Source organism: Rhodopseudomonas palustris HaA2, from assembly GCF_000013365.1.
Taxonomy (GTDB): domain Bacteria; phylum Pseudomonadota; class Alphaproteobacteria; order Rhizobiales; family Xanthobacteraceae; genus Rhodopseudomonas; species Rhodopseudomonas palustris_J.
Genome location: NC_007778.1, coordinates 3,639,353 through 3,664,120 on the forward strand (window position 1 = coordinate 3,639,353; position 24,768 = coordinate 3,664,120).

Genomic DNA, 24,768 nt, shown 5'->3' on the forward strand with positions numbered 1-24,768 from the left:
ATGACCGCCACCGATGACACGCCGACGCCGTGGCTGTCCATCGTCGGAATCGGCGAGGATGGCGTCGCGGGCCTGTCGGACAAAGCACGCGCGCTACTGGCGAACGCCGATCTCGTGATCGGCGGCGAGCGGCACCTCGCGATGGTTGCCGCGCTCGGCAGGCCGACCCTGCCCTGGCGGGTGCCGTTCGCCGTGTCGCTGCCGGACGTGCTGGCGCAGCGCGGCCGCAGTGTCGTCGTGCTGTGCTCGGGCGATCCGTTCTGGCACGGCGCCGGCGCTGTGCTCGCCGATCACCTCGCGCCGAGCGAATGGACCGCCCTGCCGGCGCCGTCGACGTTCTCCTGGGCGGCGGCAAGGCTCGGCTGGCGGCTGGAAGAGACGATCACGCTCGGCCTCCACGCCCGCCCCATCACCATGCTGCGGCCGCATCTGCAGCCCGGTTCTCGGCTCATCGTGCTGGTGCGCGATGGTGCCGCGGTGGCGCAGATCGCGGCCTATCTGACGGCGACGGGTTTTGGACCGTCCAGCCTCACCGTGCTCGAAGCGCTCGGCGGCCCGCGCGAGCGCATTCTCCGCGCAGCAGCGGCGAACTATACACTCACCGACGTCGCAGCACCGGTCGCGATCGGCATCGACGTGGTCGCGCAACCCGATTCCGCCATCATCCCACACGCAAGCGGCCTGCCGGACGAGCTGTTCCAGACCGACGGCCAACTCACCAAGCGCGCGATCCGCGCGGTGACGCTGTCGAGCCTCGCCCCACGGGGCGGCGAATTGTTGTGGGATATCGGCGCCGGCTCGGGCTCGATCGGCATCGAATGGTTGCTGGCGGCGCGCAGCAACCGCGCGATCGGAATCGAAGCGCGGCCCGATCGGCTGGCTTGCGCCCGCGGCAATGCCGACGCACTCGGCGTGCCGCATTTCGATCTCCGCCTTGGGCAAGCGCCGGAAGCGCTCGCCGACCTGCCGACTCCGGACGCGGTGTTCATCGGCGGCGGCGCCGGCAATCCGGGCGTGCTGGACGCGGTGTGGCAGGCGCTTCCACCCGGCGGACGGCTGGTGGTCAATGCCGTGACGCTGGAAACCGAGGCGCTGCTGATCGCCTGTCACGGCCGCCACGGCGGCGAGTTGCTGCGGCTCGGCGTCGAACGCGCCGCGCCGGTCGGCGGGCTCACCGCCTGGCGCGCCGCGATCCCGGTGGTGCAATGGAGCGTCCGCAAATGACGCGCATCGTGATCGGCATTGGATTTCGCGCCGCCGCCCCTCAGGCGTCGATCGCCGAAGTCATCGCCGCTGCGCGCGGCGCCGCTATGCCCGCACAACCGACGCATCTTGCCGTGCCCGACGACAAAGCAGTGCATCCGCCGTTGATCGCAGCGGCGACAGAAGCGGCATTGCCCTGCCTCGCGATCAGTACGGCTGCGATCCGGAGCGCCGCCGATCGCATCGCGACCGACTCACCGCGCGTTGCACGCGCCCGCGGTGTCGGCAGCGTCTGTGAAGCGGCGGCGCTCGCCGCGGCGGGGCCTGCCGCCCGCCTTGCGGTGACGCGGCTGATATCAAGCGACCGCCAGGCGACCGCCGCCGTCGCCATCGAGGAGCCACCGCAATGACGGTCCACTTCATCGGCGCCGGCCCCGGCGCGCCCGACCTGATCACGGTGCGCGGCCGCGATCTGGTGATGCGCTGCCCGGTCTGCCTCTACGCGGGATCGCTGGTGCCGCGCGAGCTGATCACGCTGTGCCCGCCCGGCGCCCGCGTGGTCGACACCGCGCCGCTCGATCTCGACGCAATCACGAGAGAATTCGTCGCCGCCACCGAAGCCGGCCACGATGTGGCACGGCTGCATTCCGGCGATTTGTCGGTGTGGAGCGCGATGGGCGAGCAGATCCGCCGGCTCGAGGCTCACGGCATCCCCTACACCGTCACGCCCGGCGTGCCGTCATTCGCTGCCGCCGCGGCGGCGCTCGGGCGCGAACTGACACTGCCCGAAGTCGCCCAGACCGTGGTGCTGACGCGCACCTCCGGCCGCGCCTCGGCGATGCCGCCGCGCGAAAACCTGGACGCGTATGCGGCGACCGGCGCGACGCTGGCGATCCATCTGTCGATCCACGTGATCAATAGCGTCGTCGAGAAACTGCGCCCGCATTACGGCGATGATTGCGCCGTCGCCGTCGTCGTTCGCGCGAGCTGGCCCGAAGAGCAGATCATCCGCGGCACGCTGACGACGATCGCCGCGCAGGTCGCGGAGGCCGGCATCGACCGCACCGCGCTGATCCTGATCGGGCCGTCGCTCGCAGCGAGCGATTTCCGCAATAGCGCGCTCTACAGCACGGACTACGACCGGCGCTACCGTCGCTCCGCGGAGGACGATCGTGCCCGCGACTGATCGCACAACCAGCGCTGCGAGGCTCGGCACACCGCCGGGGCTGATCATCGCCGCGCCGTCGACCAACAGCGGCAAGACCACGGTGACGCTGGCGTTGCTCGCCGCGCTGCGTCGCCGCGGCCGCATCGTGCAGCCTTACAAATGCGGTCCCGACTACATCGACCCGGCGTTTCACGCAGCCGCAGCGGGGCGACCCAGCTACAATCTCGACTCCTTCGCCTTTTCGCCCGGCCGGATCGCCGCGCTGCTCGAGGCGGCAGCCGGCGCGGACCTCTGCATCGCCGAAGGCGTGATGGGGCTGTTCGACGGCGGCAGCACGACAGGCGCGTGGGGCAATGGCGCCACCGCCGATATCGCCGCGGCCACCGGCTGGCCGGTGGCGCTGGTCATCGACGTCGCCGGCCAGTCGCAATCCGCCGCTGCGCTGGCGCTGGGCTTTGCGAACTACCGGAGCGACGTGAGGCTGGCCGGCGTGATCCTCAACAACGTCGCCAGCGCGCGGCACGAGGCGCTGGTCCGCGCCGGCTTCACGACGCAGAGCATTCCTGTGCTGGGCACGCTCGCACGACATGCCAGCAGCGCTATCAAGAACCGCCATCTCGGGCTGGTGCAGGCGCGCGAACACGCGTCGCTGGACGAGCGGCTCGATGTGCTCGCCACCCTGGCCGAACAGGGCATCGACCTCGACGCGCTCGAACGCGCCGCCGTCCCGTCGCACTTCGATACCCCGGCGACGCCCCGCATCGCACCGCCCGGCCAGCGCATAGCGCTCGCCAGCGACGACGCCTTCTCCTTCATCTATCCGCATCTGCTCGCCGGATGGCGCGCCGCCGGCGCGGAGATCGTGCCGTTCTCGCCGCTCGCCGACGAAGGACCCGATGATACGTGTGATGCGGCCTGGCTGCCGGGCGGCTATCCCGAACTCCATGCCGGCCAACTCGCGGCGGCGACGCGCTTCAAATCCGCGCTGACGCGCTTTGCGCAGACCCGCCCGGTGCACGGCGAATGCGGAGGCTACATGACGCTCGGCGCCGGCCTGATCGATGCCGACGGGCAGCGCCACGCGATGGTCGGCTTACTTGGTGTCGAAACCGATTTCGCCCAGCGCAAGCTGCATCTCGGTTATCGCGTCGCGACGCTGCAGACGCCGGCCGCCGGCCACCCCGCCGGCTGCGTCCTGCGCGGTCACGAATATCACTATGCCCGCGTGCTCGGCGTGGCCGACGACCCGCTGGCACGGATCTGCGATGCCGCCGGTGCGCCGACCAGCGAGACCGGCAGCCGGCGCGGCCACGTGAGCGGGACGTTCTTCCACCTGATCGACGTCGCGCAGGAGCCCGTCGCCTGATGCCGACCGCTTCGACCTCCTCTTTCATGCCCGGCAGCGTCGCCCTCGTCGGCGCCGGCCCCGGCGATGCCGACCTGCTGACGCTGCGCGCCATCAAGCGGCTGCAGGAGGCCGACGTCGTGCTCTACGATGATCTCGCCGGCGAGGAGTTCATGGCCTTCCTCAAAGCCGACGTCGAACTCGTGGCCGTCGGCAAACGCGCCGGCCACCCCTCGCCGCGCCAGGACGAGGTCAGCCGCCTGATCGTCGCCCATGCGCAGCGCGGCCAGCGCGTGGTGCGACTCAAGGCCGGCGACCCGACGGTGTTCGCCAGATCCGACGAGGAACTACGCGCCGCCCGCGACGCCGGCATCGAGATCGAGATCGTCCCGGGTATCACCACCGCAACCGCCGCCGCGGCTGCGCTCGGCGCGTCGCTGACCAAGCGCGGCGTCGCCCGCCGCGTGCAGCTCGTCACCGGCCACGACGTCGACGGCCGCCTGCCCGGCGACCTCGACATCACCGCACTCGCCGATCCGGCGGCGACCACCTGCATCTATATGGGCAAGGCGACCTTCCCGACGCTGGTCGCGCGGCTGATCGCTGCGGGACTGAGCCCGCAGACGCCGGCCGCGATCGTCGAAAGCCTCGGCTCGCCGGAGACGCGCATCTTTCGCGGCTCCGTCACCGAGCTCGCGAGCCGGCTCGCCACCGATCCACCGCCGGGCGCCTGCATCATCCTCTACGGACAGGCGTTCGCGACGTCCTGAGACTCAGGGCTTCATCACCACCTTGATGCAGCCGTCCTGCTTGTCGCGGAACGTCTTGTACAGCTCCGGGCCATCCTCCAGCGTGGCGCGATGGGTGATGACGAAGGTGGGATCGATCTCGCCTTTCTCGATCCGCGCCAGCAGTTGCGGCAGATAATGCTGGACCGGGGTCTGCGCCATTCGGAACGTCAGCCCCCGATTGATCGCCGAGCCCATCGGGATGTTGTCGAGCAGGCCGCCATAGACGCCGACGATCGACACCGTTCCGAAGTTGCGGCAGCAATGGATCGCCTGGCGCAGCACATGCGGCCGGTCGGTGCCCATGAAGGTCGCCACCTTGATCCGGTCGACGATCGCGTCGAATCCGGACGCCGTGTCCGGCTCGGTGCCGACCGCGTCGATGCAGGCATCGGCGCCGCGACCATGGGTCAGATCCTGGATGCGGTCGTAGACGTCCTCGTTCCTGAAATCGATGGTGATCGCCCCCGAGGCGCGGGCCATCTCCAACCGCTCCGGCACCGTATCGATCGCGATCACGCGCTCGGCGCCGAGCAGAAACGCGCTCTTGATCGCGAATTGCCCCACCGGACCGCAGCCCCAGATCGCGACCGTCTCGCCACCCTTCAGGTTACAGAAATCCGCCGCCATGAATCCCGTCGGAAAGATATCGGACAGGAACAGCGCCTGCTCGTCGGTCATCCCGTCCGGCACCTTGATCGGACCGACATCGGCGTAAGGTACGCGCAGATATTCCGCCTGCCCGCCGGCAAAGCCGCCGAGCAGATGCGAATAGCCGAACAGACCGGCGGGCGAATGGCCCCAGAGTTTCGCGGCCTGCTCGGCGTTCGGATTGGAGCGCTCGCAGCCGCTGTAGAAGCCGCGCTTGCAGAAGAAACACTCGCCGCAGGAGATCGTGAACGGCACCACCACGCGGTCGCCGACCTTCAGCGCCTTGTTGTCGGCGCCGACCTCGACGACCTCGCCCATCGTCTCGTGTCCCAGCACGTCGCCGCTCTTCATCGACGGCATCACGCCGTCGAACAGATGCAGGTCCGAACCGCAGATCGCACAGGCGGTGACCCGGATGATCGCATCACGGCCATGCTCGATTTTTGGATCGGGCACGCTTTCGCAGCGGATATCGCTCTTGCCGTGCCAGGTCAGCGCCTTCATCTCGTACCTCCGATTGTGTTCATCTCCCAGACAAACACACCGAGGCACCGTTGTTCCTAAATTGAGGGTCCGGTCTCGAGACCTGCTATGATCTCATCGGCAAATCCGGCCGACCGTTCGCCAGCCGTCGACCGACCTCAGCCGCCTGTGCGACCTTTTGCCCGCCGAGTCCCGGAGGCCAGCTCGATGCATCCATACCAAGCAACTAAGCGAACCGCGCTGATCACCGGAGCCAATTCGGGCCTCGGCAAAGCCGTCGCAACGGCACTCGCGGCCGAGGATGCGCGCGTCGGTCTGGTCGCGCGCGACCGCGAACGCGGCGAGACGGCGCTCGCGGACATCCGGGCCGCCACCGGAAACAACGACCTGCATCTGTTCGTCGCCGATCTGGCCGATCAGTCGGCGATCCGCGCGCTGGCGCAGGCGGTGCATCGGCGTTTCGACCGCCTGCATCTGCTGATCAACAATGCCGGCACCGCTTTCCCCGCGCGGCGGCTCAGCCCGGACGGGATCGAATGCGCCTTCGCCGTGAACCACCTCGGCCCGTTCCTCCTCACCAATCTGCTGCTGGATCTGCTCCGCGCCAGCGCGCCGGCGCGGATCGTCAATGTCGGCACCCGCATCAGCACCGCGCTGGATTTCGAGGACCTGAATTGGGAGCGGCGGCCGTATCGCATGATGCAGGGCTACGGCCAGTCCAAGCTCGGCAATCTGCACTTCACCTTCGAACTGGCGCGCCGTCTGCAAGGCAGCGGCGTCACCGTCAATTGCGTGTTCCCGGGCGTGTTCAAATCCAATCTCGGCGGCACCGACGGCGCCCAGGGCGCCTTGCTGAAGCTGTTCGCGCGCTGGGGCGGCTGGGCGATCCCGTCGCCGGAGCGGGCGGCGCGCCGCGTGCTGTATCTCGCCAACGCACCGGAACTGGCCACGGTGAGCGGCCAGTATTTCGGCGACCGCAAGATCATCCCGGCGCCGGCCCAGGCGCTCGATGTCGAAGCCAATCGCCGGCTGTGGCAGATCAGCGAAGCGCTGACGGCCCCGGGACCGGAACCCGCCCCGCGCGAGCGCCCCTCCACCGGCCCCGCCCACGATCGACCGATCACCACCGATCGATGAGAGACGAAGGGCCCTATCTTTCAGCGTGTCGGGTCGTGCCGCGGCGCGTTTCGGATTACGCTCAGGTGGACCTGGATCACTCCCACTCGATGGTCCCCGGCGGCTTGCTGGTCACGTCGTAGACCACGCGGTTGACGCCCTTGACCTCGTTGATGATCCGGGTCGCGGTGGCGCCCAGGAAGGCCATGTCGAACGGGTAGTAATCGGCCGTCATGCCGTCGGTCGAGGTCACGGCGCGCAGGCCGACGACGTACTCGTAGGTGCGGCCGTCGCCCATCACGCCGACGGTCTTGACCGGCAGCAGCACCGCGAAGGCCTGCCAGATCGCGTCGTAGAGGCCGGCCTTGCGGATCTGGTCGATATACACCGCGTCGGCGTTGCGCAGGATGTCGAGCTTCTCGGCGGTGATCTCGCCGGGGCAGCGGATGGCCAGGCCCGGGCCCGGGAACGGGTGGCGGCCGACGAAAATCTCCGGCAGGCCGAGCTCGCGGCCGAGCGCCCTCACCTCGTCCTTGAACAATTCGCGCAAGGGTTCGACCAGCTTCATGTTCATGCGTTCGGGCAGGCCGCCGACATTGTGGTGCGACTTGATCGTCACCGACGGGCCGCCGGTGAACGACACGCTCTCGATCACGTCGGGATACAGCGTGCCTTGCGCCAAGTAATCAGCGCCGCCGACGACCTTGGCCTCGGCGTCGAACACGTCGATGAACAGCTTGCCGATGATCTTGCGCTTCTGCTCCGGATCGGTAACGCCGCTGAGCGCGCCGAGGAAGGTCTCCGACGCGTCCACATGCACCAGCGGGATGTTGTAGTGATGCCGGAACAGGTCGACGACGGTCTTGGCCTCGTCCTTGCGCAGCATGCCGTGGTCGACGAACACGCAGGTGAGCTGATCGCCGATCGCCTCATGGATCAGCACCGCGGCGACCGCCGAGTCGACGCCGCCGGACAGGCCGCAGATCACCTTGCCGGTGCCGACCTGCGCGCGGATCTTCTCGATCGCCTCCTCGCGGAAGGCGCGCATCGTCCAGTCGCCGGTCAGCCCCGCGACCTTGCGGACGAAGTTGCGCAGGATTTTCGCGCCGTCCGGCGTGTGCACCACTTCGAGATGGAACTGCGTCGCGTAGAACTTGCGTTTGTCGTCGGCGATCACCGAGATCGGCGAGCCCGGCGCCTTGGCGACGCCGCGGAAGCCGTCGGGCAGCTTGGTGACGCGGTCGCCATGGCTCATCCAGACGTCGTATGTGCCGCCCTTCTGCCAGACGCCGTCGAACAGCGCGCAGTCGTCGGTGATCTCGATCGTGGCGCGGCCGAATTCGCGGTGATGGCCGGCTTCGACCGTGCCGCCGAGCTGCTTGGCCAGCGTCTGTTCACCGTAGCAGATCCCGAGCACCGGCACGCCGGCCTCGAGGATCGCCATCGGCGCAGCGGGCGCGTCGGCGTCGAGCACCGAGGCCGGGCCGCCGGACAGGATCACGGCCTTCGGCTTCATCTCGGCGAAGGCGGCCTCCGCCTTCTGGAACGGCACGATCTCGGAATAGACGCCCTCCTCGCGGACGCGGCGGGCGATCAGCTGGGTGACCTGCGAGCCGAAATCGACGATCAGGATCTTCTCGTGGATCGCTGCGACATGCGGCGAGGTGTCGGCGCCGGAGGGGACGACGGACGAAGCGGAGGGTGTGCTGGGGGCTGTCATGGGCAGCAAATACGCGACCGCAGCCCGGCTCGCAACGGGGAAAACGGGGATGCGAAGCCGACGTCCAAGGCCAGCCCCGCCCCCGCCGTCATCCTGAGGCGCTCGCCGTCTTCGGCGAGCCTCGAAGGATGCTGTTCTGCGGCCTCTTCGCCCGCGACGCCGTCGCCCTTCGAGGCTCCCGCCGCGCGCGAAGCGCCCGGCGGTCGCACCTCAGGGTGACGGCTCGTTCAAGCCGCAGCCTTGCGCAGCACCGACACGAAAAACCCGTCCGTCCCGGTCTTGCGCGGGGTCATCAAGAGCCCCTCGGAAGAGGTTCTTGTGGCGGCCAGGAAGGCCTCGGCCTTGTCCCACAGCGTGGCGGCGACCTCGGCCGGCGGGGTCACGGCGAAGTCCGGGTGCGCGGCGGTGAACGCCTTGATCTGCGCGCCGTTCTCCGCCGGCAGCACCGAGCAGGTCACATAGGCGATCCGGCCGCCGGGCTTCACCAGCGCGGCGGCGCGGGCCAGCACCTCGGCCTGGTCCTTCAGCCGGATTTCCAGCGCACCGGGGCGCATCCGCCATTTGGCGTCGGGGTTGCGGCGCCAGGTGCCGGTGCCGGTGCACGGCGCGTCGACCAGCACCAGATCGGCGGAGGCGTGGATGTCGGACAGGGTATCGGCCGGCCCCTTCGGAGCCCGGATGTCGCAATTATGCACGCCGGCGCGCGACAGCCGCTCGTGGATCGGCGCGAGCTGGCGCTTGTCGGAATCGGTGGCGATCAGCCGGCCCTTGCCCTGCATCATCGCCGCTAGCGCCAGCGTCTTGCCGCCGGCGCCGGCGCAGAGGTCGATCACCTGCTCGCCGGGCTTGGCGGCCGACAGCAGCGCCGCGAGCTGCGAGCCCTCGTCCTGCACCTCGATGGCGCCCTTGATGAAATCCGGCTCGGCCTGCACCCCGGGATTGCGGGCGTCGGCGCCGAGCTCGATGCGCAGCCCCAGCGGCGACCACGGCGTCGCCCTGGCGCCGAGATGCGCGAGCGAGGCCAGCACCTTGTCGGGCTTGCCCTTCAGCGTATTGACGCGCAGATCGAGCGGCGCGCGGCTTGCCATGGCGGCGGCCTCGGCGACGCGCTCGTCGCCGAACACCTCGGCCAGCGCGCCGTCGAGCCATTCCGGATAATCGCCGGCGACATGCGGCGGCGCGGCGTCGAGCGTCCGCCCGGACAAGGCGGCGTGTTCGGCGTCGGTCAAAGGCTCCGGCGCGAACCGGCCGCCGTCACACAGCGCCGCGATCGCCTCCGTCGTCAGGCCGCGCTCGATCCTGAGCATGCCGAGCACCCGGGCGCGGGCGCTGTCGTCGTCCATCAGGAAGGCGCTGGAGGCGCGGCGGCGCAGCACATCCCAGACCAGGCCCGCGATCGCAGAGCGATCGCCGGAGCCGGCGTAGCGATGCGCCGTGCCCCACTCTTTCAGGGCCTTGGCGGCAGGAATGCGCTGGCCGTCGATGGTGGCGATCAGGTCGATGGCTGCAGACAGCCGTGCGGCGGGGGTCATTGCGGTCTTTCAATCGTCGAGGGGCGCGAGGGATATCAGATCAGCAGCAGCATGCGCAGCGCGAAATAGACCCACATCGCCAGCAGCACCAGCGCGCCTGCGAACCAGGCCGTCGACCGCTGCCCGAAATCGTTGGAACTGACGAAGATGCCGGCATGGGCAAACCGCGCCACCACGAACACCCAGGACAGCAGCACCAGCACCAGATCGATCCGGCGCAGCGGCAGCCCGATCGCGATCAGCGCATAGAACAGCACCGGCAGTTCGAACTGGTTTCTGTAGCAGTTCGCGACCTTGGTGGCGCGGTCCGGCCAGTTCGGCTGCCCGAGCGCGACGTCGCGGATCTGGGTCTCGCGCGACACCAGCGCGCGCCGCCGCTCCCGGAACGTCCCCAGCAGCAGCGCGAAGGTCAGTCCGATCAGCACGAAGACCGGCAGCAGCACCATCTGGACCGACATCGCGACCTCCTGTTGACTAGAGCGGCGCGGACCCCGGCAGCAGCCGAGGTCCGCGTTTATTCTCAGGCCTTGTCGGGCCCGACGCGGACCAGCTGCTTGCCGAAATTGGCGCCCTTCAGCAGGCCGATGAACGCCTCCGGCGCGCTCTCGACACCTTCGGTAACGAACTCCTTGTACTTCACCTTGCCGTCGCGCACCCACTCCGACATGTCGCGCAGGAACTCCTGCCGGCGTCCGGCGAAATCGCTGACGATGAAGCCGCGGATGGTGAGCCGCTTGGTCAGCACGTGGCGCATCAAAGCGGTGGCCCATTTCGGCGTCGGCGGCGCCTCGAAGGCGTTGTATTGCGCGATCAGGCCGCACACCGGCATCCGGGCGAAAGCGTTGAACAGCGGAAACACCGCCTCGAACACCTCGCCGCCGACATTCTCGAAATACACGTCGATGCCGTTCGGGCACGCCGCCTTCAGCTTGGCCGCGAGGTCCGGATCGCGATGGTCGAGGCAATCGTCGAAGCCGAGTTCGGTCTTGACGTAGTCGCACTTCACCTTGCCGCCGGCGATGCCGACCGCGCGCGCCCCCTTGATCTTGGCGATCTGCCCAACCGCGGAGCCGACCGCGCCCGACGCCGCAGCGACCACGACGGTCTCACCTGCCTTCGGCTGGCCGATGTCCAGAAGGCCCGTATAGGCGGTCATACCGGGCATGCCGAGCACGCCCACAGCGGTCGAGATCGGTCCGAGCGACGGATCGATCTTGCGCAGCGGCTTGGCGTCGGCCACCGCATGGGTCGCCCAGCCGCTGTGCGCCAGCACGATGTCGCCCTTGGCGAAACCCGGGCTCTTGGAATCGAGCACTTCGCACACGGTGCCGCCTTCCATCACGCCACCGACCGGAACCGGCTGCGCGTAGGACGGCCCGTCGCTCATGCGGCCGCGCATATAGGGATCGAGCGACAGCCAGATCGTGCGCAGCAGCACCTGCCCCTCGCCCGGCGCCGGCACCTCGTAATCCTCGAGACGGAAATTCGCCGCCGTCGGCTCCCCCGTCGGACGCGAGGCGAGAACGATACGCTGACCCTTGGACATGCTGTTTCCTTTTTGTTGTTGGTGGCAGAGTTGTAGGCGACCAATCCGCATTCGCCAACTGCGGCAGATCGGACGCAAGCCTCTCCTTCGTCATTCCGGGGCGCCGCGCAGCGGCGAACCCGGAATCCATACTCCCTGGCCTCCCGCGAAGGCACGGCGTTGTGACGCTTGCCTTCAAGGCCAGCACGGTGGTTATGGATTCCGGGTTCGCGAGCTGCGCTCGCGCCCCGAAATGACGAAAGAGAGTGCGGTAACGCTCCGTCCCCGAGGAAGCGTTAGTACACGCGAACTATCACACCCCGCCCGGATAGTTCGGGCTCTCGCGGGTGATGGTGACGTCGTGGACGTGGCTTTCGCGCAGGCCGGCGCCGGTGATGCGGACAAACTCGGCCTTGTCGTGGAATTCGGTCAGGGTCCGCGCGCCGACATAGCCCATCGCGGCGCGCAGGCCGCCAGCGAGTTGATGCATCACGTTGCCGACCGGGCCCTTGTACGGCACCTGGCCCTCGATGCCTTCGGGCACCAGTTTCAGCGTGTCCTTGATGTCCTGCTGGAAGTAGCGATCGGCCGAGCCGCGCGCCATCGCGCCGACCGAGCCCATGCCGCGATAGGCCTTGTAGGAGCGGCCCTGCCACAGGAACACTTCGCCGGGCGTCTCGTCGGTGCCGGCGAGCAGCGAGCCGACCATCGCGATGTCGGCGCCGGCGGCGAGCGCCTTGGCGAGGTCGCCCGAGTACTTGATGCCGCCATCGGCGATCACCGGAATGTCGGCCTTCTTGGCCGCCTCGACCGCGTCCATGATCGCGGTGAGCTGCGGCACGCCGACGCCGGCGACGATCCGGGTGGTGCAGATCGAGCCCGGGCCGATGCCGACCTTGATGGCGTCGGCGCCGGAATCGATCAGCGCCTGCGCGCCGTCGCGGGTGGCGATATTGCCGGCGATCACCTGGACCGCATTGGAGATCCGCTTGATCCGCGTCACCGCTTCCAGCACGCGCGCCGAATGGCCGTGCGCGGTGTCGACCACGACGAGGTCGACGCCGGCCTCGATCAGTCGCTCGGTGCGCTCATAGCCGCCCTCGCCGACCGTGGTCGCGGCGGCGACCCGCAGCCGGCCCTGCGCGTCCTTCGACGCCAGCGGATGCGCGACCGCCTTTTCCATGTCCTTGACGGTGATCAGGCCGACGCAGCGATATTGATCGTCGACCACCAGCAGCTTCTCGATGCGGTGCTGATGCAGCAGCCGCTTGGCCTCGTCCTGGCTCACCCCTTCACGCACGGTGACGAGGTTCTCGTGCGTCATCAGCTCCGAGACCTTCTGCGCCGGATCGGTGGCGAAGCGGACGTCGCGATTGGTGAGGATGCCGACCAGCTTGCCGGGACCATCGCCCTGCGCGCCGGTCACCACCGGGATGCCGGAGAAGCCGTACTGAGTCATCAGCGCCAGCGCGTCGGCGAGCTTGGCCTCGGGCGCGATGGTCAGCGGATTGACCACCATGCCGGATTCGAACTTTTTGACCTGGCGGACTTGCGCGGCCTGGCCCTCGGGATCGAAATTGCGGTGGATCACGCCGATGCCGCCGGCCTGCGCCATCGCGATCGCCATCCGCGCCTCGGTCACGGTGTCCATCGCCGAGGCGATGATCGGGATGTTGAGCGAAATCGCGCGGGTGATCCGGGAGCGAATATCGACGTCGGACGGCAGCACGTCCGACGGGCCGGGCTTCAGCAACACGTCGTCGAACGTGTATGCTTCCTGAAACTGCCGTGATCCGCTCAATGACGCCATTGCCAACTCCGTTCAGCGGCAGGTTACGCCGCGTTCTAGCTCGGGGGACGGGAGCCGCGTTCGGCGCCACAGCAGCAGCGCCGTCGAATCGAGCCCGTCGGGAGGGTTGGCGGTGGTCGATAGCACGGGGATATGACGAATCAAAGGGGCCGCGCCCCTTCAACCACGGCTTTTGTGCGTACCCGCGATGCGTGCACCGCGGGACCTCGCGCCACTCAGCGGCGATAGGCCGGCGGCGGGCCGTGCTGGCGGATCGCCTCGACCACTTCGCGGTGCATCCGCTTCTCCTGCCGCATCCGCACCGCGATCAGGGCGTGCAGCGACGGCAGCAGCCACAGCGGGCTGAAGATCAGGCCGAGGACGATGCACACCACAAGCAGGGCCAGATTGAACACCGCCGACAGCGGCTGGCCGTTGAGCAGCAGGCCGAGCGGCGGCAGGAAGGCGGCGAGCAGATAGATCATCGGCGGAACTCCCCCACACGGGCTCCGGCCATGAGCGCGCCGGTCACGCAAGATTTAGGTGCGGGTGCGGCGTGCGCAATGGCGGCGGCTGCGACGCGATGCTACAGGCGGGCTCCCTTCCCCGCCGAAACTCTGCATGAATAAAGAACGACTGATCCCGCTGATCGTGGCCGCCGCGCTGTTCATGGAGAACATGGACGCCACCGTGATCGCCACGTCATTGCCGGCGATTGCCGCCGATATCGGCACCTCGCCGCTGACGCTGAAGCTCGCGATCACGTCCTATCTGCTGTCGCTGGCGGTGTTCATCCCGGCCTCCGGCTGGACCGCCGACCGGTTCGGCGCCCGCACGGTGTTCTCGGCGGCGATCGCGGTGTTCATGATCGGCTCGATCGGCTGCGCGCTGTCGCAGTCGATCACCGATTTCGTGCTCGCGCGCATCCTGCAGGGGCTCGGCGGCGCGATGATGACGCCGGTCGGACGATTGGTGCTGCTGCGCTCGATCGACAAGAGCGCACTGGTCGGCGCGATGGCGTGGATGACGGTGCCGGCGCTGATCGGCCCGGTGATCGGCCCGCCGCTCGGCGGCTTCATCACCACCTACTTCTCGTGGCACTGGATCTTCCTGATCAACATCCCGATCGGGCTCGCCGGGATCTTCTTCGCGCAGCGCTACATCGATCCGATCCGCAGCGACAATCCGGAGCGGTTCGACCTCTACGGCCTGGTGCTGGCCGGCATCGGCCTCGCCGGCATCGCCTTCGGCCTGTCGGTGGCGGGGCTCGGGCTGCTGCCCTGGCAGGTCGTCGTGGCGCTGATCGCGATCGGCACGATCGCGATGACGCTGTATCTGCTGCACGCCCGCCGCACCGCCTCGCCGGTGCTGGATTTCTCGCTGCTGCGGCTGACGACGCTGCGCGCCAGCATGACCGGCGGCTTCCTGTTCAGGCTCGGCATCGGCGCATTGCCGTTCCTGCTGCCGCTGTTGATGCAGATCGGCTTCGGGCTGTCGCCGTTTCACTCCGGCCTCGTCACCTTCGCCTCCTCGGCCGGGGCGATGGGGATGAAGCCGCTGGCGGCGCGGATCATCCGCACCTTCGGCTTCCGCAAGATCATGACCATCAACGCGCTGGTCAGCTCGGTGTTTCTCGCCGCCTGCGCGCTGTTCACGCCGGCGACGCCGCTGCTGCTGATCATGATCATCCTGCTGGTCGGCGGCTTCTTCCGCTCGCTGCAATTCACCGCGATCAACACCGTCGCCTATGCCGAGGTGGAGACCGCGCAGATGAGCCGCGCCACCACGCTGGTCAGCGTCGGCCAGCAGCTGGCGATCTCGGCCGGCGTCGCGATCGGCGCGTTTGCGGTCGAATCCACGATGGCGTGGCACGGCACCACGACGCTCGGCGCCGACGATTTCGCGCCGGCCTTCGTCGTGGTCGCGGTGCTGTCGGCGTTGTCGGCGTATTTCTTCTGGCGGATGCCGGACGATGCCGGCAGCGAGATCTCGGGGCGGAAGGCGATCGAGATCTCGAGCCGGAAGGGCGCCGCCGGCGCCGCTGCCAAGACCGCGACCGAAGAAACCCAGACCGCGCGCGATCAGCGACTGTGACCGCCGCCGCGTGCTGGTGCAAGGCCGCCGCTGCCTGAGCTGGCCGGCGACTACGGTTCCTGCGGTTCCTGAGCCGCCGGCTGTGTGCCGCGGAATCCCATCGCCAGCACGTAGCGCTCCGAGGAATCCTTGCGGCTCGCGGCGGGCTTGACGTGCTTCACGGTGGCGAAGTCGCGCTTGAGCTGGTTCATCAGCGTGGCATCGGCGCCGCTCTGAAATACCTTGGCGACGAAGATGCCGCCGGGCTTCAGCACTTCACTGGCGAACTGCGCGGCGCTTTCGACCAGCCCGACGATGCGGAGCTGATCGGTCTTGCGATGCCCGGTGGTGTTGCCCGCCATGTCGCTCATCACCACGTCGGCGCCGTCGCCGCCGAGCATCTCGCGCAATTTGTCCGGCGCGGCACTGTCGAGAAAGTCGAGCTGCGCGAAGGTGACGCCGGGGATCTCGCCCATCTCCAGCAGGTCGATCGCGATCAATTTGCCGCGGCCGTTCGCCGAGCCGATCCGCTTCGCCGCGACCTGGCTCCAGCCTCCGGGCGCGGCGCCGAGATCGACCACCGCCTGGCCGGATTTGAGGAAATGATATTTGTCGTCGATCTCGGTCAGCTTGTAGGCCGCGCGCGAGCGATAGCCGTCGCGCTTGGCCTGCGCCACATAGGGGTCGTTGAGCTGGCGATCGAGCCACAGCTTCGACGACAGCTTCATCCGGCCGCCGCTCTTGACGGTGACGCGCATCCGCCCGGTGGTGTCTTTGGCCATGACCCTGCTTGAAATTGGTGGTGGTGGCGCGTTGCTTAGCAGATGAGCGCGGAAAAACCAGCGCGGAACCGCCTCAGGCCACGCCCGGCACGCCGTCTTCGCGCATCATTTCGACCAGCATGCCCTCCCGCAGGCCGCGATCGGCGACCCGCAGCCGCGGCAGCGGGAACGCCGCACGCACCGCGTCGAGGATGGCGCAGCCGGCCAGCACCAGGTCGGCGCGCTCGGCGCCGATGCAATGGTTCTGGGCGCGATCGTGATAGCTCATGCCGCGCAGCCGGTCGATCGTCGCGGTCAGTTCCGCGTCGCTCATCCAGATGCCGTCGACGCGGCGGCGATCGTAGCGGATCAGGTCGAGATACAGCCCCGCGAGCGTTGTCACCGTGCCCGAGGTGCCGAGCAGATGCAGGCCGCCGAGGTCGCCGCCATGCGCGGCCGCGAACGGCGCGACGTGCCTGGCGACCTCCGCGATCATCGCCGCATAGCTGTCCGCGGTCACCACCTTGCCGCCGAACTGCTCGGCCAGCGTCACCACGCCGAGCGGAATCGACATCCAGGCCCGGATCCGCGGCGGCAGGTCCGGCCGCGCCGGATCGCGCGCGAGCCGCACCAATTCGCTGGAGCCGCCGCCGATATCGAACAGGATCGCGCCGCGCCCGGCGGTATCGACCAGCGGCGAACAGCCGATCGCCGCCAGCCGCGCCTCGGTCTCGCGATCGATGATTTCGAGACGGATGCCGGTGGCGTGTGCGACGGCGTCACAGAACGCATCGGCATTGACGGCGGCACGGCAGGCCTCGGTCGCGATCAGCCGCAGCCGCTTCGCCTTGCGCTGATCGATCTTGTCACGGCAGATCGACAGCGCGGAGATCGCCCGAGCGATCGCCGCATCGCTGATCCGCCCCGTGGCAGAGACGCCCTCGCCGAGCCGGATGATCCGGGAAAACGAATCGACCACGCGAAAGCCGTCGCCGGTCGGCCGCGCGATCAGCAGCCGGCAATTATTGGTGCCGAGGTCGAGCGCGGCATAGACGCCGCCATGCGGCGCCGTCGACCCATGCTCTTCCTCGGCGTTCGCAACACACCCGTGCTCATGCTGCGTGTCTCCGCCGGGCATCAGGCCGTCGCGGAGCCGCGTCTCCTCATCCATCACAATTCGGTCTTTCGTGGCCGTCCGGCCGACGTCGAGCTCACATTCACGGAAAGTTTAGCAGCGCACGGCCGCGGCGCAAGCCACCCGCACGGCCCGCATTCCGGATCATGCGTTGTCGTGCTGCCGCCGCTGCTTTATCTGAAGGCCGTCAACCTCCGCCCAGGTTACACGAAAACCACCGCGACGCGGCTTTTATCTCGTCACAGCGCCGGAATGAGCTTCATGCAGGACCGTCCTTCGAACCTGTCGTCCGACACCGCCATCGCGCTGCAAAAATTCGGAATTGGCCAGCCGGTGCGACGCAAGGAGGACGACACGCTGCTGCGCGGCAAGGGCCGCTATACCGACGACTGCAACCTGCCCGGCCAGCTCACCGCGGTGATGGTGCGCAGCCCGCACGCTCACGGCATCATCCGCGGCATCGACGCCGAAGCGGCGCGGGCGATGCCCGGCGTCGTCGGCGTCTACACCGGCGCCGATCTCGCCGCGGCCGGCTATGCCCCGTTCAGCTGCGGGCTGCCGATGAAGAGCCGCGACGGCACGCCGCTGCTGCAGACCAACCGCCCGGCGCTGGCGACCGACAAGGTGCGCTTCGTCGGCGATCCGGTGGCGTTCGTGGTCGCCGAGACGGCGATTCAGGCGCGCGACGCCGCCGAATCGGTCGCGCTCGACATCGCGCCGCTGCCGGCGGTGACCGACGCCGACGACGCGATCAAGCCCGGCGCGCCGCAGCTCTACGATCACATCCCGAACAACATCGCGCTCGACTATCACTTCGGCGACGCCGCGGCCGTCGAGGCCGCCTTCGCCTCCGCCGCGCATGTCACCACGCTCGACATCGAGAACACCCGGGTCGCCGCGGTGCCGATGGAGCCGCGCACCGGGCTCGCCAGTTACGACCGGCAGAACGGCCGCTATACCATCCAGCTCCCGACCCAGGGCGTCGCCGGCAACCGCAACACGCTGGCGAAGCTGCTCGGCGTGCCGACCGACAAGGTGCGGGTGCTGACCGGCCAGGTCGGCGGCTCGTTCGGGATGAAGAACATCTCCTATCCCGAATACATCTGCATCCTGCACGCGGCGAAAGCGCTCGGCCGGCCGGTGAAGTGGACCGACGAACGCTCGTCGGCGTTCCTGTCCGACAGCCACGGCCGCGGCCAGCAGATCCGCGCCGAGCTGGCGCTCGATGCCGCCGGCAAGTTTCTGGCGATCCGCCTCAGTGGCACCGGCAATCTCGGCGCCTACATCACCGGCGTGGCGCCGCTGCCGCTGTCGCTCAACACCGGCAAGAACATCGGCAGCGTGTATCGCACGCCGCTGCTCGGCGTCGACATCAAATGCGTCGTCACCAACGTCACGCTGATGGGCGCCTATCGCGGCGCCGGCCGGCCCGAGGCGAACTACTTCCTGGAGCGGCTGATCGATCGCGCCGCCGACGAGATCGGCATCGACCGCCTCGCCTTGCGCAAGCGCAACTTCATCAAGCCGCAGCAATTGCCGTTCACCGCCTGCTCGGGCGTCACCTATGACAGCGGCGATTTCGGCGGCGTGTTCGCGCAGGCGCTGGAGCTGTCGGACCATGCCGGCTTCGCCCAACGCAAGAAGGAGAGCCGCAAGCGCGGCAAACTGCGCGGCATCGCGGTCGGCTCCTATCTCGAAGTCACCGCCCCGCCGAGCGCCGAACTCGGCAAGATCGTGTTCGAGGAAGACGGCACAATTCGGCTGATCACCGGCACGCTCGACTACGGCCAGGGCCACGCCACGCCGTTCGCGCAGGTGCTGAGTACGTATCTCGGCGTGCCGTTCGACCGCATCCGGCTCGAACAGGGCGACAGCGACGTCGTCCACACCGGCAACGGCACCGGCGGCTCGCGCTCGATCACCGCCAGCGGCATGGCGATCGTCGAGGCGTCGCAGCAAGTGATCGCCAAGGGCAAGGCCGCGGCGTCGCATCTCTTGGAGACCGCGGAGGCCGACATCGAATTCGCCGATGGTCGCTTCACCGTGGCGGGCACCGATCGCAGCATCGGCATCATGGAGCTGGCGCAGCGGCTGCGCGAGGCGAAACTCCCCGACGGCGTGCCGGCGTCGCTCGACGTCGATCACACCGTCAAGGCGGTCCCCTCCGCCTTCCCCAATGGCTGCCACGTCGCCGAGGTCGAGATCGATCCCGACACCGGCGTCACCCGCGTGGTGCGCTACACCGCGGTCAATGATTTCGGCGTCGTGGTCAATCCGATGATCGTCGCAGGCCAGTTGCACGGCGGCGTCGCGCAAGGCATCGGCCAGGCGCTGATGGAGAAGATGTCCTATGACGGCGACGGCCAGCCGATCACCGGCTCGCTGCAGGACTACGCGCTGCCGCGCGCCGAGGACATTCCGCCGATGGCGGTCGGCGATCACCCCGTGCCTGCGCCCGGCAATCCGCTCGGCACCAAGGGCTGCGGCGAAGCCGGCTGCGCCGGCTCGCTGGCGAGCGTCGTCAATGCCGTGCTCGACGCGCTGAAAGACCACGGCGTCAAATCCCTCGACATGCCGCTGACCTCGGAGAAGGTCTGGCGCGCGATCCGGGAGGCGAAGGAGACGGCGGCGGCGTGAGGCACGAAACATCAGCCGCGCTGATGAAGCGTAGCGCCGGCAACCAGCAAAGCCGTCATGCGCGGGCTTGACCCGCGCATCCATCGCGCGCGCAGCGCGCCAACAACGACTCTTTGCGAAGAAGATGGATCGCCGGGTCGAGCCCGGCGATGACGTTTGTTGGTTGCGGGGTCGTCGACTCACGGCACCCGCAGATGCGCTTACTCCGCCTTCACCAGCGGGCAGCCGCCGTCCTTCAGCGGACGGAACGCCTGATCGCCGGGGACTTCGGCCAGCATCTTGTAATAGTCCCACGGCGCCTTGGATTCTTCCGGCTTCTTGACCTCGAACAGGAACATCGAGTGCACCATGCGGCCGTCCTCGCGCAGGAAGCCGTTGTCGGTGAAGGCGTCGCGCACCGGCGTCTCGCGCATCTTCGCCAGCACCGTCTTGGTGTCCTTGGAATTCGCCGCCTTCACCGCCTTGAGATAATGCAGCGTCGCGCTGTAGGTCGCGGCCTGGTTCATCGTCGGCATCCGCTTCATCCTGTCGTGGAACTTCTTGCCGAATTCGCGGGTTCGGTCGTTGAGGTCCCAGTAATACGCCTCGGTGATGATCAGCCCGTTCGCCATCTTCAGCCCGAGGCTGTGGATGTCGGAGATGAACATCACGATGCCGGCGAGCTTCTGGCCGCCGGCGACGATGCCGAATTCCGCCGCCTGCTTGATGGTGTTAATGGTGTCGCCGCCGCCATTGGCCATGCCGATGATCTTGGCCTTGGACGACTGCGCCTGCAGCAGGAACGACGAGAAGTCGGCGTTGTTCAACGGGTGCCGCGTGCTGCCGAGCACCTTGCCGCCGGCCGCCTTGACCACCTCGCCGGTGTCGCGCTCGACCGAATGGCCGAACAGATAGTCCGCGGTGATGAAGAACCAGGTGTCGCCGCCGTTCTTGACGATCGCCGAGCCCACGGTGTGTGCGTTGGAGTAAGTGTCGTAGGTCCAGTGCGCGGTGTAGGGCGAGCACGACTTGCCGGTGATGTCCGACGACGCCGCGTCGGTGACGATCATGATCTTCTCGAACCGCTTCGACATTTCCATCGCGGCGAGCGCGGTGGCCGAGGTCGGCAAATCGACGATCATGTCGACGCCTTCGTTCTCGTACCATTTGCGCGCCAACGACGCGGCGATGTCGGGCTTGTTCTGGACGTCGGCCGAGATGAACTCGATCGGCTTGCCGAACATCGTGCCGCCCATCTCCTCGATCGCCATCTTGGCGGCCTCGACATTGCCGGGGCCGCCGATGTCGGAATACACCGACTGGAAATCCCCGAGCAGACCGATCTTCAGCGGGCTCTGTTGCTGCGCGAACGCAGAGGCGCCGAGCAGCAGCGGCGTAGCCAGCGTCATCGCCGCCGCCGCACGTTGAATGAAGTGCATGTTTCCTCCGGAAGAGTTTTTTGATTTGTTCATTCGGCCTTGTCGCCGGCCCCGCGCATCTGTGGTGTGTGCCCGCCCTCCTGTCTGTACGAGAGTTTCTGATGCTCATTCTCGCAGCCCTCGCGCGAGACGCGCGGGGTCAGAACGTCGCAGCTTCGGCTATTTGCATCCGCGCGGCGGAATTTGCGCGCTAAGCGGCCGCCTGCTGCCGCGGTGCGAAAATCGCCACGTGATGGCAATGCGCGACGGGCGTCGTGCCGCCCGCGACGATCAGTGCGTCGAATTCGGCGAAGCGATGGCCCTTTTTGTCGTAATTCGCCGTCACCTTGCTACGCGCGGTGAGGACGTCGTCGCCGCGCGCGGCTGCGAGTAGTTGCATCCGCGAGCCGACATGGATCCACGGGCCGAGCTCGACATTGTCGACCAGCACGCGATTCATGATCCGCTGCAGCGTGCCGGGATGCACCAGATCGTTCGCGAGATAGATCGGATCGGTCTCGCGAATCTCGTCGAGATAGGCGCGCAGCTTTTCGCCGCCCCAGCTCACCGGGGCGGTTCCGAGCCACGCCCCTTCCGGGAACGACGCGGCACCCACCGGCGGCCGGTCGGCGACGACTCGCGTGTCGGGATAGGCGCCGAGATCGACCGCCGGGGCCCGCGCCGGCAGCGACGCCGAGCCGGTCGCGCACAATTCGCCCCGGCTCTCCACGCTCAGCGAGATGTCGTCGCCTTGCGCCTCGCCCGTCACGGTCGCGGTCTCGCCGTCATAGACCGGCTTGACGAACCGCGCCTCGATCAGCCCGCGTTCCAGGAACACCCGCCCCCAGCGCGCCGCCGGCAGATGCATCATGTAGGCCATCACCTCGACGCCGGGCACCAGCCCGCCGGAGAAGCCGAATTGCCGCGCGACGGCGTCGTCGTGCATCTTGTTTTCAGATTGCTTGGCGGTGTTGAAGGCGCGGACGCGCCAGGGCGCGAGCGGTGCGGCCATGGTTTCTCCCGGTTTGTTCGATCTTGTTGGCGATCGTGTCCGGCGATGCTACGCCAGCGCCGCAGCGGCCGTAAAGCGCCGCGCCAGCCCCCGATCGAGAGCGAATGACCGAAGCCGCGCCCACCCGCATCTATGTCGACGCCGACGCCTGCCCGGTGAAGGACGAGATCTACCGGGTTGCCGAGCGCCACGGCCTGCCGGTCAGCGTGGTCGCGGGCAGTTTCATCCGCGTGCCGACGCATCCCTTGATCGAGCGGATCGCGGCGGGTTCCGGCATGGATGCCGCCGACGACTGGATTGCGGAACGCGTCCAGCCCGGCGATATCGTGGTCACCGCCGACGTTCCGCTGGCGAGCCGCTGCGTCAAGGCCGGCGCCGAGGTGTTGGCGCCGAACGGCAAGCCATTCTCCGAAGAATCGATCGGCATGACGCTGGCGGTGCGCAATCTGATGACCGATCTGCGCTCGTCGGGCGAAATCACCGGCGGCCCGCGCGGCTTCACCCCGCGCGACCGCTCGGCGTTTCTCGCCGCGCTCGACACCACGATCCGCCGGATCGCCCGCCGCCGCCCCTCGCCGCCGGCGCAACCACAGACTTGATGGACCACCAATGGCCCCGCCGCTGATCCAACTCAAAGACATCGCGCTGACCTTCGGCGGCGCGCCGCTGTTCGACGGCGTCGAACTCAGCGTCTCGGCGGGCGATCGGCTGTGCCTGATCGGCCGCAACGGCTCCGGCAAATCGACGCTGTTGAAGATCGTCGCCGGCCTGATCGAGCCCGACCGCGGCAGCCGCTTCGTGCAGCCCGGCTCGACCATCCGCTATCTGCCGCAGGAGCCGGATTTCGACGGCTACAAGACCACGCTGGCCTATGTCGAGGCCGGCCTGGCGCCCGGCGACGCGCACTATCAGGCCGCGTATCTGCTGGAGCAGCTCGGCCTGCATGGCGACGAGGACCCGGCGCATCTCTCCGGCGGCGAAGCGCGCCGCGCCGCGCTGGCGCGGATGCTGGCGCCCGATCCGGATATTTTGCTGATCGACGAGCCGACCAACCATCTCGATCTCACCACGATCGAATGGCTGGAGAGCGATCTGGCGCAGCGCAGGGGCGCGATCGTGATGATCAGCCACGACCGCCGCTTCCTCGCCAATCTGTCGCGCGCCACCGCCTGGCTCGATCGCGGCGTGATCCGTCAGATCGACCGCGGCTTCTCGCAGTTCGAATCCTGGCGCGACGATGTGCTCGCCGAAGAGGAGCGCGATCAGCACAAGATCGATCGCAAGATCGTCGCCGAAGAGCACTGGCTGCGCTACGGCGTCTCCGGCCGCCGCAAGCGCAACGTCAAGCGCCTCGCCGGCCTGCACGAGCTGCGCGCCTCGCGGCGCGACTATCGCGGCCCGACCGGCAGCGCCAATCTCGCCGCCGCCGAGGCCGACAAGTCCGGCAAGCTGGTGATCGAAGCGAAGAATATCGCCAAGGCGTGGGGCGATCGCCCGATCGTCGAGAACTTCTCGATCCGCGTCAATCGCGGCGACCGTATCGGCATCGTCGGCCCGAACGGCGCCGGCAAGACCACGCTGATCAGCATCCTGACCGGCGCGTTGCCGCCGGATTCGGGCAGCATCCGGCTCGGCACCAATCTCGAAATCGCGACGCTCGATCAGCACCGCGACAGCCTCGACGCCAAGACCTCGCTCGCCGAGGCGCTGACCGGCGGCCGCGGCGATCAGGTGATGGTCGGCGGCAAGCCGCGCCACGTCATCGGCTATATGAAGGACTTCCTGTTCAAGCAGGAGCAGGCCCGCACCCCGCTGGAAGCGCTGTCGGGCGGCGAGCGCGGCCGGCTGATGCTGGCGCGCGCGCTGGCGAAGCCGTCGAACCTGCTGGTGCTCGACGAGCCGACCAACGATCTCGACCTCGAGACGCTGGACGTGCTCGAGGAAATGCTCGGCGACTATGACGGCACCGTCATCCTGATCAGTCACGACCGCGACTTCCTCGACCGCGTCGTGACGTCGGTGATCGCACCGGAAGGCGACGGTCGCTGGACCGAGTATGCCGGCGGTTACTCCGACATGCTGAGCCAGCGCGGCGCCGACCTCAGCCGCGCCCCGGCGAAAGCCGCCAGCGAGGCCGGCGCGCCGAAGTCCGCGGCGCCGGCCGCCGCGCCCGCGCCGAAGCGCAAGATGACCTTCAACGACAAGCACGCGCTGGAAACACTGCCGAAGACCATCGCCAAGCTCGAAGCCGAGATCGCCGCGCTGCAGCAGCAGCTCGACGACCCGCAACTCTACGCCCGCGACCGCGCCAAATTCGACAAGCTTTCGGCCGCACTCGCCAAGGCCCATGACGAGCATCAGGCCGCCGAGCACCGCTGGCTCGAACTCGAAATGCTGCGGGAAGAGATCGAAAGCGCGTGAGGCGCTACGCTA

At 68.2% G+C, this 24,768-nt stretch carries 21 protein-coding genes; 10 read left to right on the forward strand and 11 right to left on the reverse strand.

Annotated features, from left to right (window positions below; translation table 11 throughout):
- The 5 genes from RPB_RS16040 to cobA are packed head-to-tail and all read left to right on the forward strand — an operon-like array spanning position 1 to position 4,486.
- Positions 1 to 1,224 carry a bifunctional cobalt-precorrin-7 (C(5))-methyltransferase/cobalt-precorrin-6B (C(15))-methyltransferase gene (locus RPB_RS16040; RefSeq protein WP_011442062.1) on the forward strand — a complete coding sequence of 408 codons (1,224 nt, stop codon included), beginning with the start codon at positions 1 to 3 and terminating at the stop codon, positions 1,222 to 1,224.
- On the forward strand, positions 1,221 to 1,613 hold the full coding sequence (locus RPB_RS16045) for a cobalamin biosynthesis protein (protein WP_011442063.1): 393 nt from the start codon (positions 1,221 to 1,223) through the stop codon (positions 1,611 to 1,613). The genes RPB_RS16040 and RPB_RS16045 overlap by 4 nt, the downstream gene beginning before the upstream one ends.
- Positions 1,610 to 2,389: a precorrin-4 C(11)-methyltransferase gene (gene cobM, locus RPB_RS16050; protein WP_011442064.1), complete on the forward strand. Its 780-nt coding sequence runs from the start codon at positions 1,610 to 1,612 to the stop codon at positions 2,387 to 2,389. Before RPB_RS16045 ends, cobM begins: the two co-directional genes overlap by 4 nt.
- The gene (locus RPB_RS16055) at positions 2,376 to 3,737 is read left to right on the forward strand and encodes a cobyrinate a,c-diamide synthase (RefSeq protein ID WP_011442065.1); all 1,362 of its coding nucleotides are present in this window, start codon (positions 2,376 to 2,378) and stop codon (positions 3,735 to 3,737) included. The genes cobM and RPB_RS16055 overlap by 14 nt, the downstream gene beginning before the upstream one ends.
- On the forward strand, positions 3,737 to 4,486 hold the full coding sequence (cobA, locus tag RPB_RS16060) for a uroporphyrinogen-III C-methyltransferase (protein WP_011442066.1): 750 nt from the start codon (positions 3,737 to 3,739) through the stop codon (positions 4,484 to 4,486). The genes RPB_RS16055 and cobA overlap by 1 nt, the downstream gene beginning before the upstream one ends.
- A 3-nt stretch (positions 4,487 to 4,489) precedes the next feature.
- On the opposite strand, the gene RPB_RS16065 is transcribed toward cobA, so the two are convergent.
- A complete protein-coding gene (locus tag RPB_RS16065) occupies positions 4,490 to 5,659 on the reverse strand; it encodes a zinc-dependent alcohol dehydrogenase (RefSeq protein ID WP_011442067.1) in 1,170 nt (389 codons plus the stop codon).
- 186 nt (positions 5,660 to 5,845) lie between these two features.
- Between RPB_RS16065 and RPB_RS16070 the strand changes: the two genes are divergently transcribed.
- Positions 5,846 to 6,775 (forward strand): SDR family oxidoreductase, encoded by a 930-nt coding sequence (locus RPB_RS16070; protein ID WP_011442068.1) that lies wholly within the window; start codon positions 5,846 to 5,848, stop codon positions 6,773 to 6,775.
- Positions 6,776 to 6,851: 76 nt separating this feature from the next.
- Here RPB_RS16070 and guaA read toward each other — a convergent pair whose 3' ends face one another.
- The 6 genes from guaA to RPB_RS16100 all read right to left on the reverse strand — a co-directional run bounded on the left by guaA (position 6,852) and on the right by RPB_RS16100 (position 13,805).
- Positions 6,852 to 8,474 carry a glutamine-hydrolyzing GMP synthase gene (guaA, locus tag RPB_RS16075; protein ID WP_011442069.1) on the reverse strand — a complete coding sequence of 541 codons (1,623 nt, stop codon included), beginning with the start codon at positions 8,472 to 8,474 and terminating at the stop codon, positions 6,852 to 6,854.
- Between the two features lie 227 nt (positions 8,475 to 8,701).
- The gene (locus RPB_RS16080; protein ID WP_011442070.1) at positions 8,702 to 10,006 is read right to left on the reverse strand and encodes an RsmB/NOP family class I SAM-dependent RNA methyltransferase; all 1,305 of its coding nucleotides are present in this window, start codon (positions 10,004 to 10,006) and stop codon (positions 8,702 to 8,704) included.
- A gap of 35 nt (positions 10,007 to 10,041) precedes the next feature.
- A complete protein-coding gene (locus tag RPB_RS16085; protein ID WP_011442071.1) occupies positions 10,042 to 10,464 on the reverse strand; it encodes an MAPEG family protein in 423 nt (140 codons plus the stop codon).
- 62 nt (positions 10,465 to 10,526) lie between these two features.
- A complete protein-coding gene (locus RPB_RS16090) occupies positions 10,527 to 11,552 on the reverse strand; it encodes an NADP-dependent oxidoreductase (RefSeq protein WP_011442072.1) in 1,026 nt (341 codons plus the stop codon).
- Positions 11,553 to 11,844: 292 nt separating this feature from the next.
- Entirely contained in the window at positions 11,845 to 13,341 is a 1,497-nt protein-coding gene (gene guaB / locus RPB_RS16095; protein WP_011442073.1) for an IMP dehydrogenase, read from the reverse strand.
- Positions 13,342 to 13,556: 215 nt separating this feature from the next.
- A complete protein-coding gene (locus RPB_RS16100) occupies positions 13,557 to 13,805 on the reverse strand; it encodes a hypothetical protein (protein ID WP_011442074.1) in 249 nt (82 codons plus the stop codon).
- A 136-nt stretch (positions 13,806 to 13,941) separates the two neighbouring features.
- Here RPB_RS16100 and RPB_RS16105 point away from each other — a divergent pair, with 136 nt between their 5' ends.
- Entirely contained in the window at positions 13,942 to 15,414 is a 1,473-nt protein-coding gene (locus RPB_RS16105; protein WP_011442075.1) for an MFS transporter, read from the forward strand.
- A gap of 50 nt (positions 15,415 to 15,464) precedes the next feature.
- Here the strand turns inward: RPB_RS16105 and RPB_RS16110 are convergent, their stop codons facing one another.
- Together RPB_RS16110 and RPB_RS16115 are read right to left on the reverse strand one after the other, a co-directional pair.
- On the reverse strand, positions 15,465 to 16,175 hold the full coding sequence (locus RPB_RS16110) for an RlmE family RNA methyltransferase (RefSeq protein ID WP_011442076.1): 711 nt from the start codon (positions 16,173 to 16,175) through the stop codon (positions 15,465 to 15,467).
- A gap of 73 nt (positions 16,176 to 16,248) precedes the next feature.
- Positions 16,249 to 17,325 (reverse strand): Ppx/GppA phosphatase family protein, encoded by a 1,077-nt coding sequence (locus tag RPB_RS16115; protein WP_011442077.1) that lies wholly within the window; start codon positions 17,323 to 17,325, stop codon positions 16,249 to 16,251.
- Positions 17,326 to 17,550: 225 nt separating this feature from the next.
- Between RPB_RS16115 and RPB_RS16120 the strand changes: the two genes are divergently transcribed.
- Positions 17,551 to 19,926, forward strand: coding sequence for a xanthine dehydrogenase family protein molybdopterin-binding subunit (locus tag RPB_RS16120; RefSeq protein WP_041798794.1), 2,376 nt, complete (start codon positions 17,551 to 17,553; stop codon positions 19,924 to 19,926).
- A gap of 200 nt (positions 19,927 to 20,126) precedes the next feature.
- Here RPB_RS16120 and RPB_RS16125 read toward each other — a convergent pair whose 3' ends face one another.
- A complete protein-coding gene (locus RPB_RS16125; protein ID WP_011442079.1) occupies positions 20,127 to 21,344 on the reverse strand; it encodes an ABC transporter substrate-binding protein in 1,218 nt (405 codons plus the stop codon).
- Positions 21,345 to 21,534: 190 nt separating this feature from the next.
- Positions 21,535 to 22,335, reverse strand: coding sequence for a MaoC/PaaZ C-terminal domain-containing protein (locus RPB_RS16130; RefSeq protein WP_011442080.1), 801 nt, complete (start codon positions 22,333 to 22,335; stop codon positions 21,535 to 21,537).
- A 104-nt stretch (positions 22,336 to 22,439) separates the two neighbouring features.
- Between RPB_RS16130 and RPB_RS16135 the strand changes: the two genes are divergently transcribed.
- A complete protein-coding gene (locus tag RPB_RS16135) occupies positions 22,440 to 22,934 on the forward strand; it encodes a YaiI/YqxD family protein (RefSeq protein WP_011442081.1) in 495 nt (164 codons plus the stop codon).
- 10 nt (positions 22,935 to 22,944) lie between these two features.
- The gene (locus RPB_RS16140) at positions 22,945 to 24,756 is read left to right on the forward strand and encodes an ABC-F family ATP-binding cassette domain-containing protein (protein WP_011442082.1); all 1,812 of its coding nucleotides are present in this window, start codon (positions 22,945 to 22,947) and stop codon (positions 24,754 to 24,756) included.
- The last annotated feature ends 12 nt before the right edge of the window (positions 24,757 to 24,768 follow it).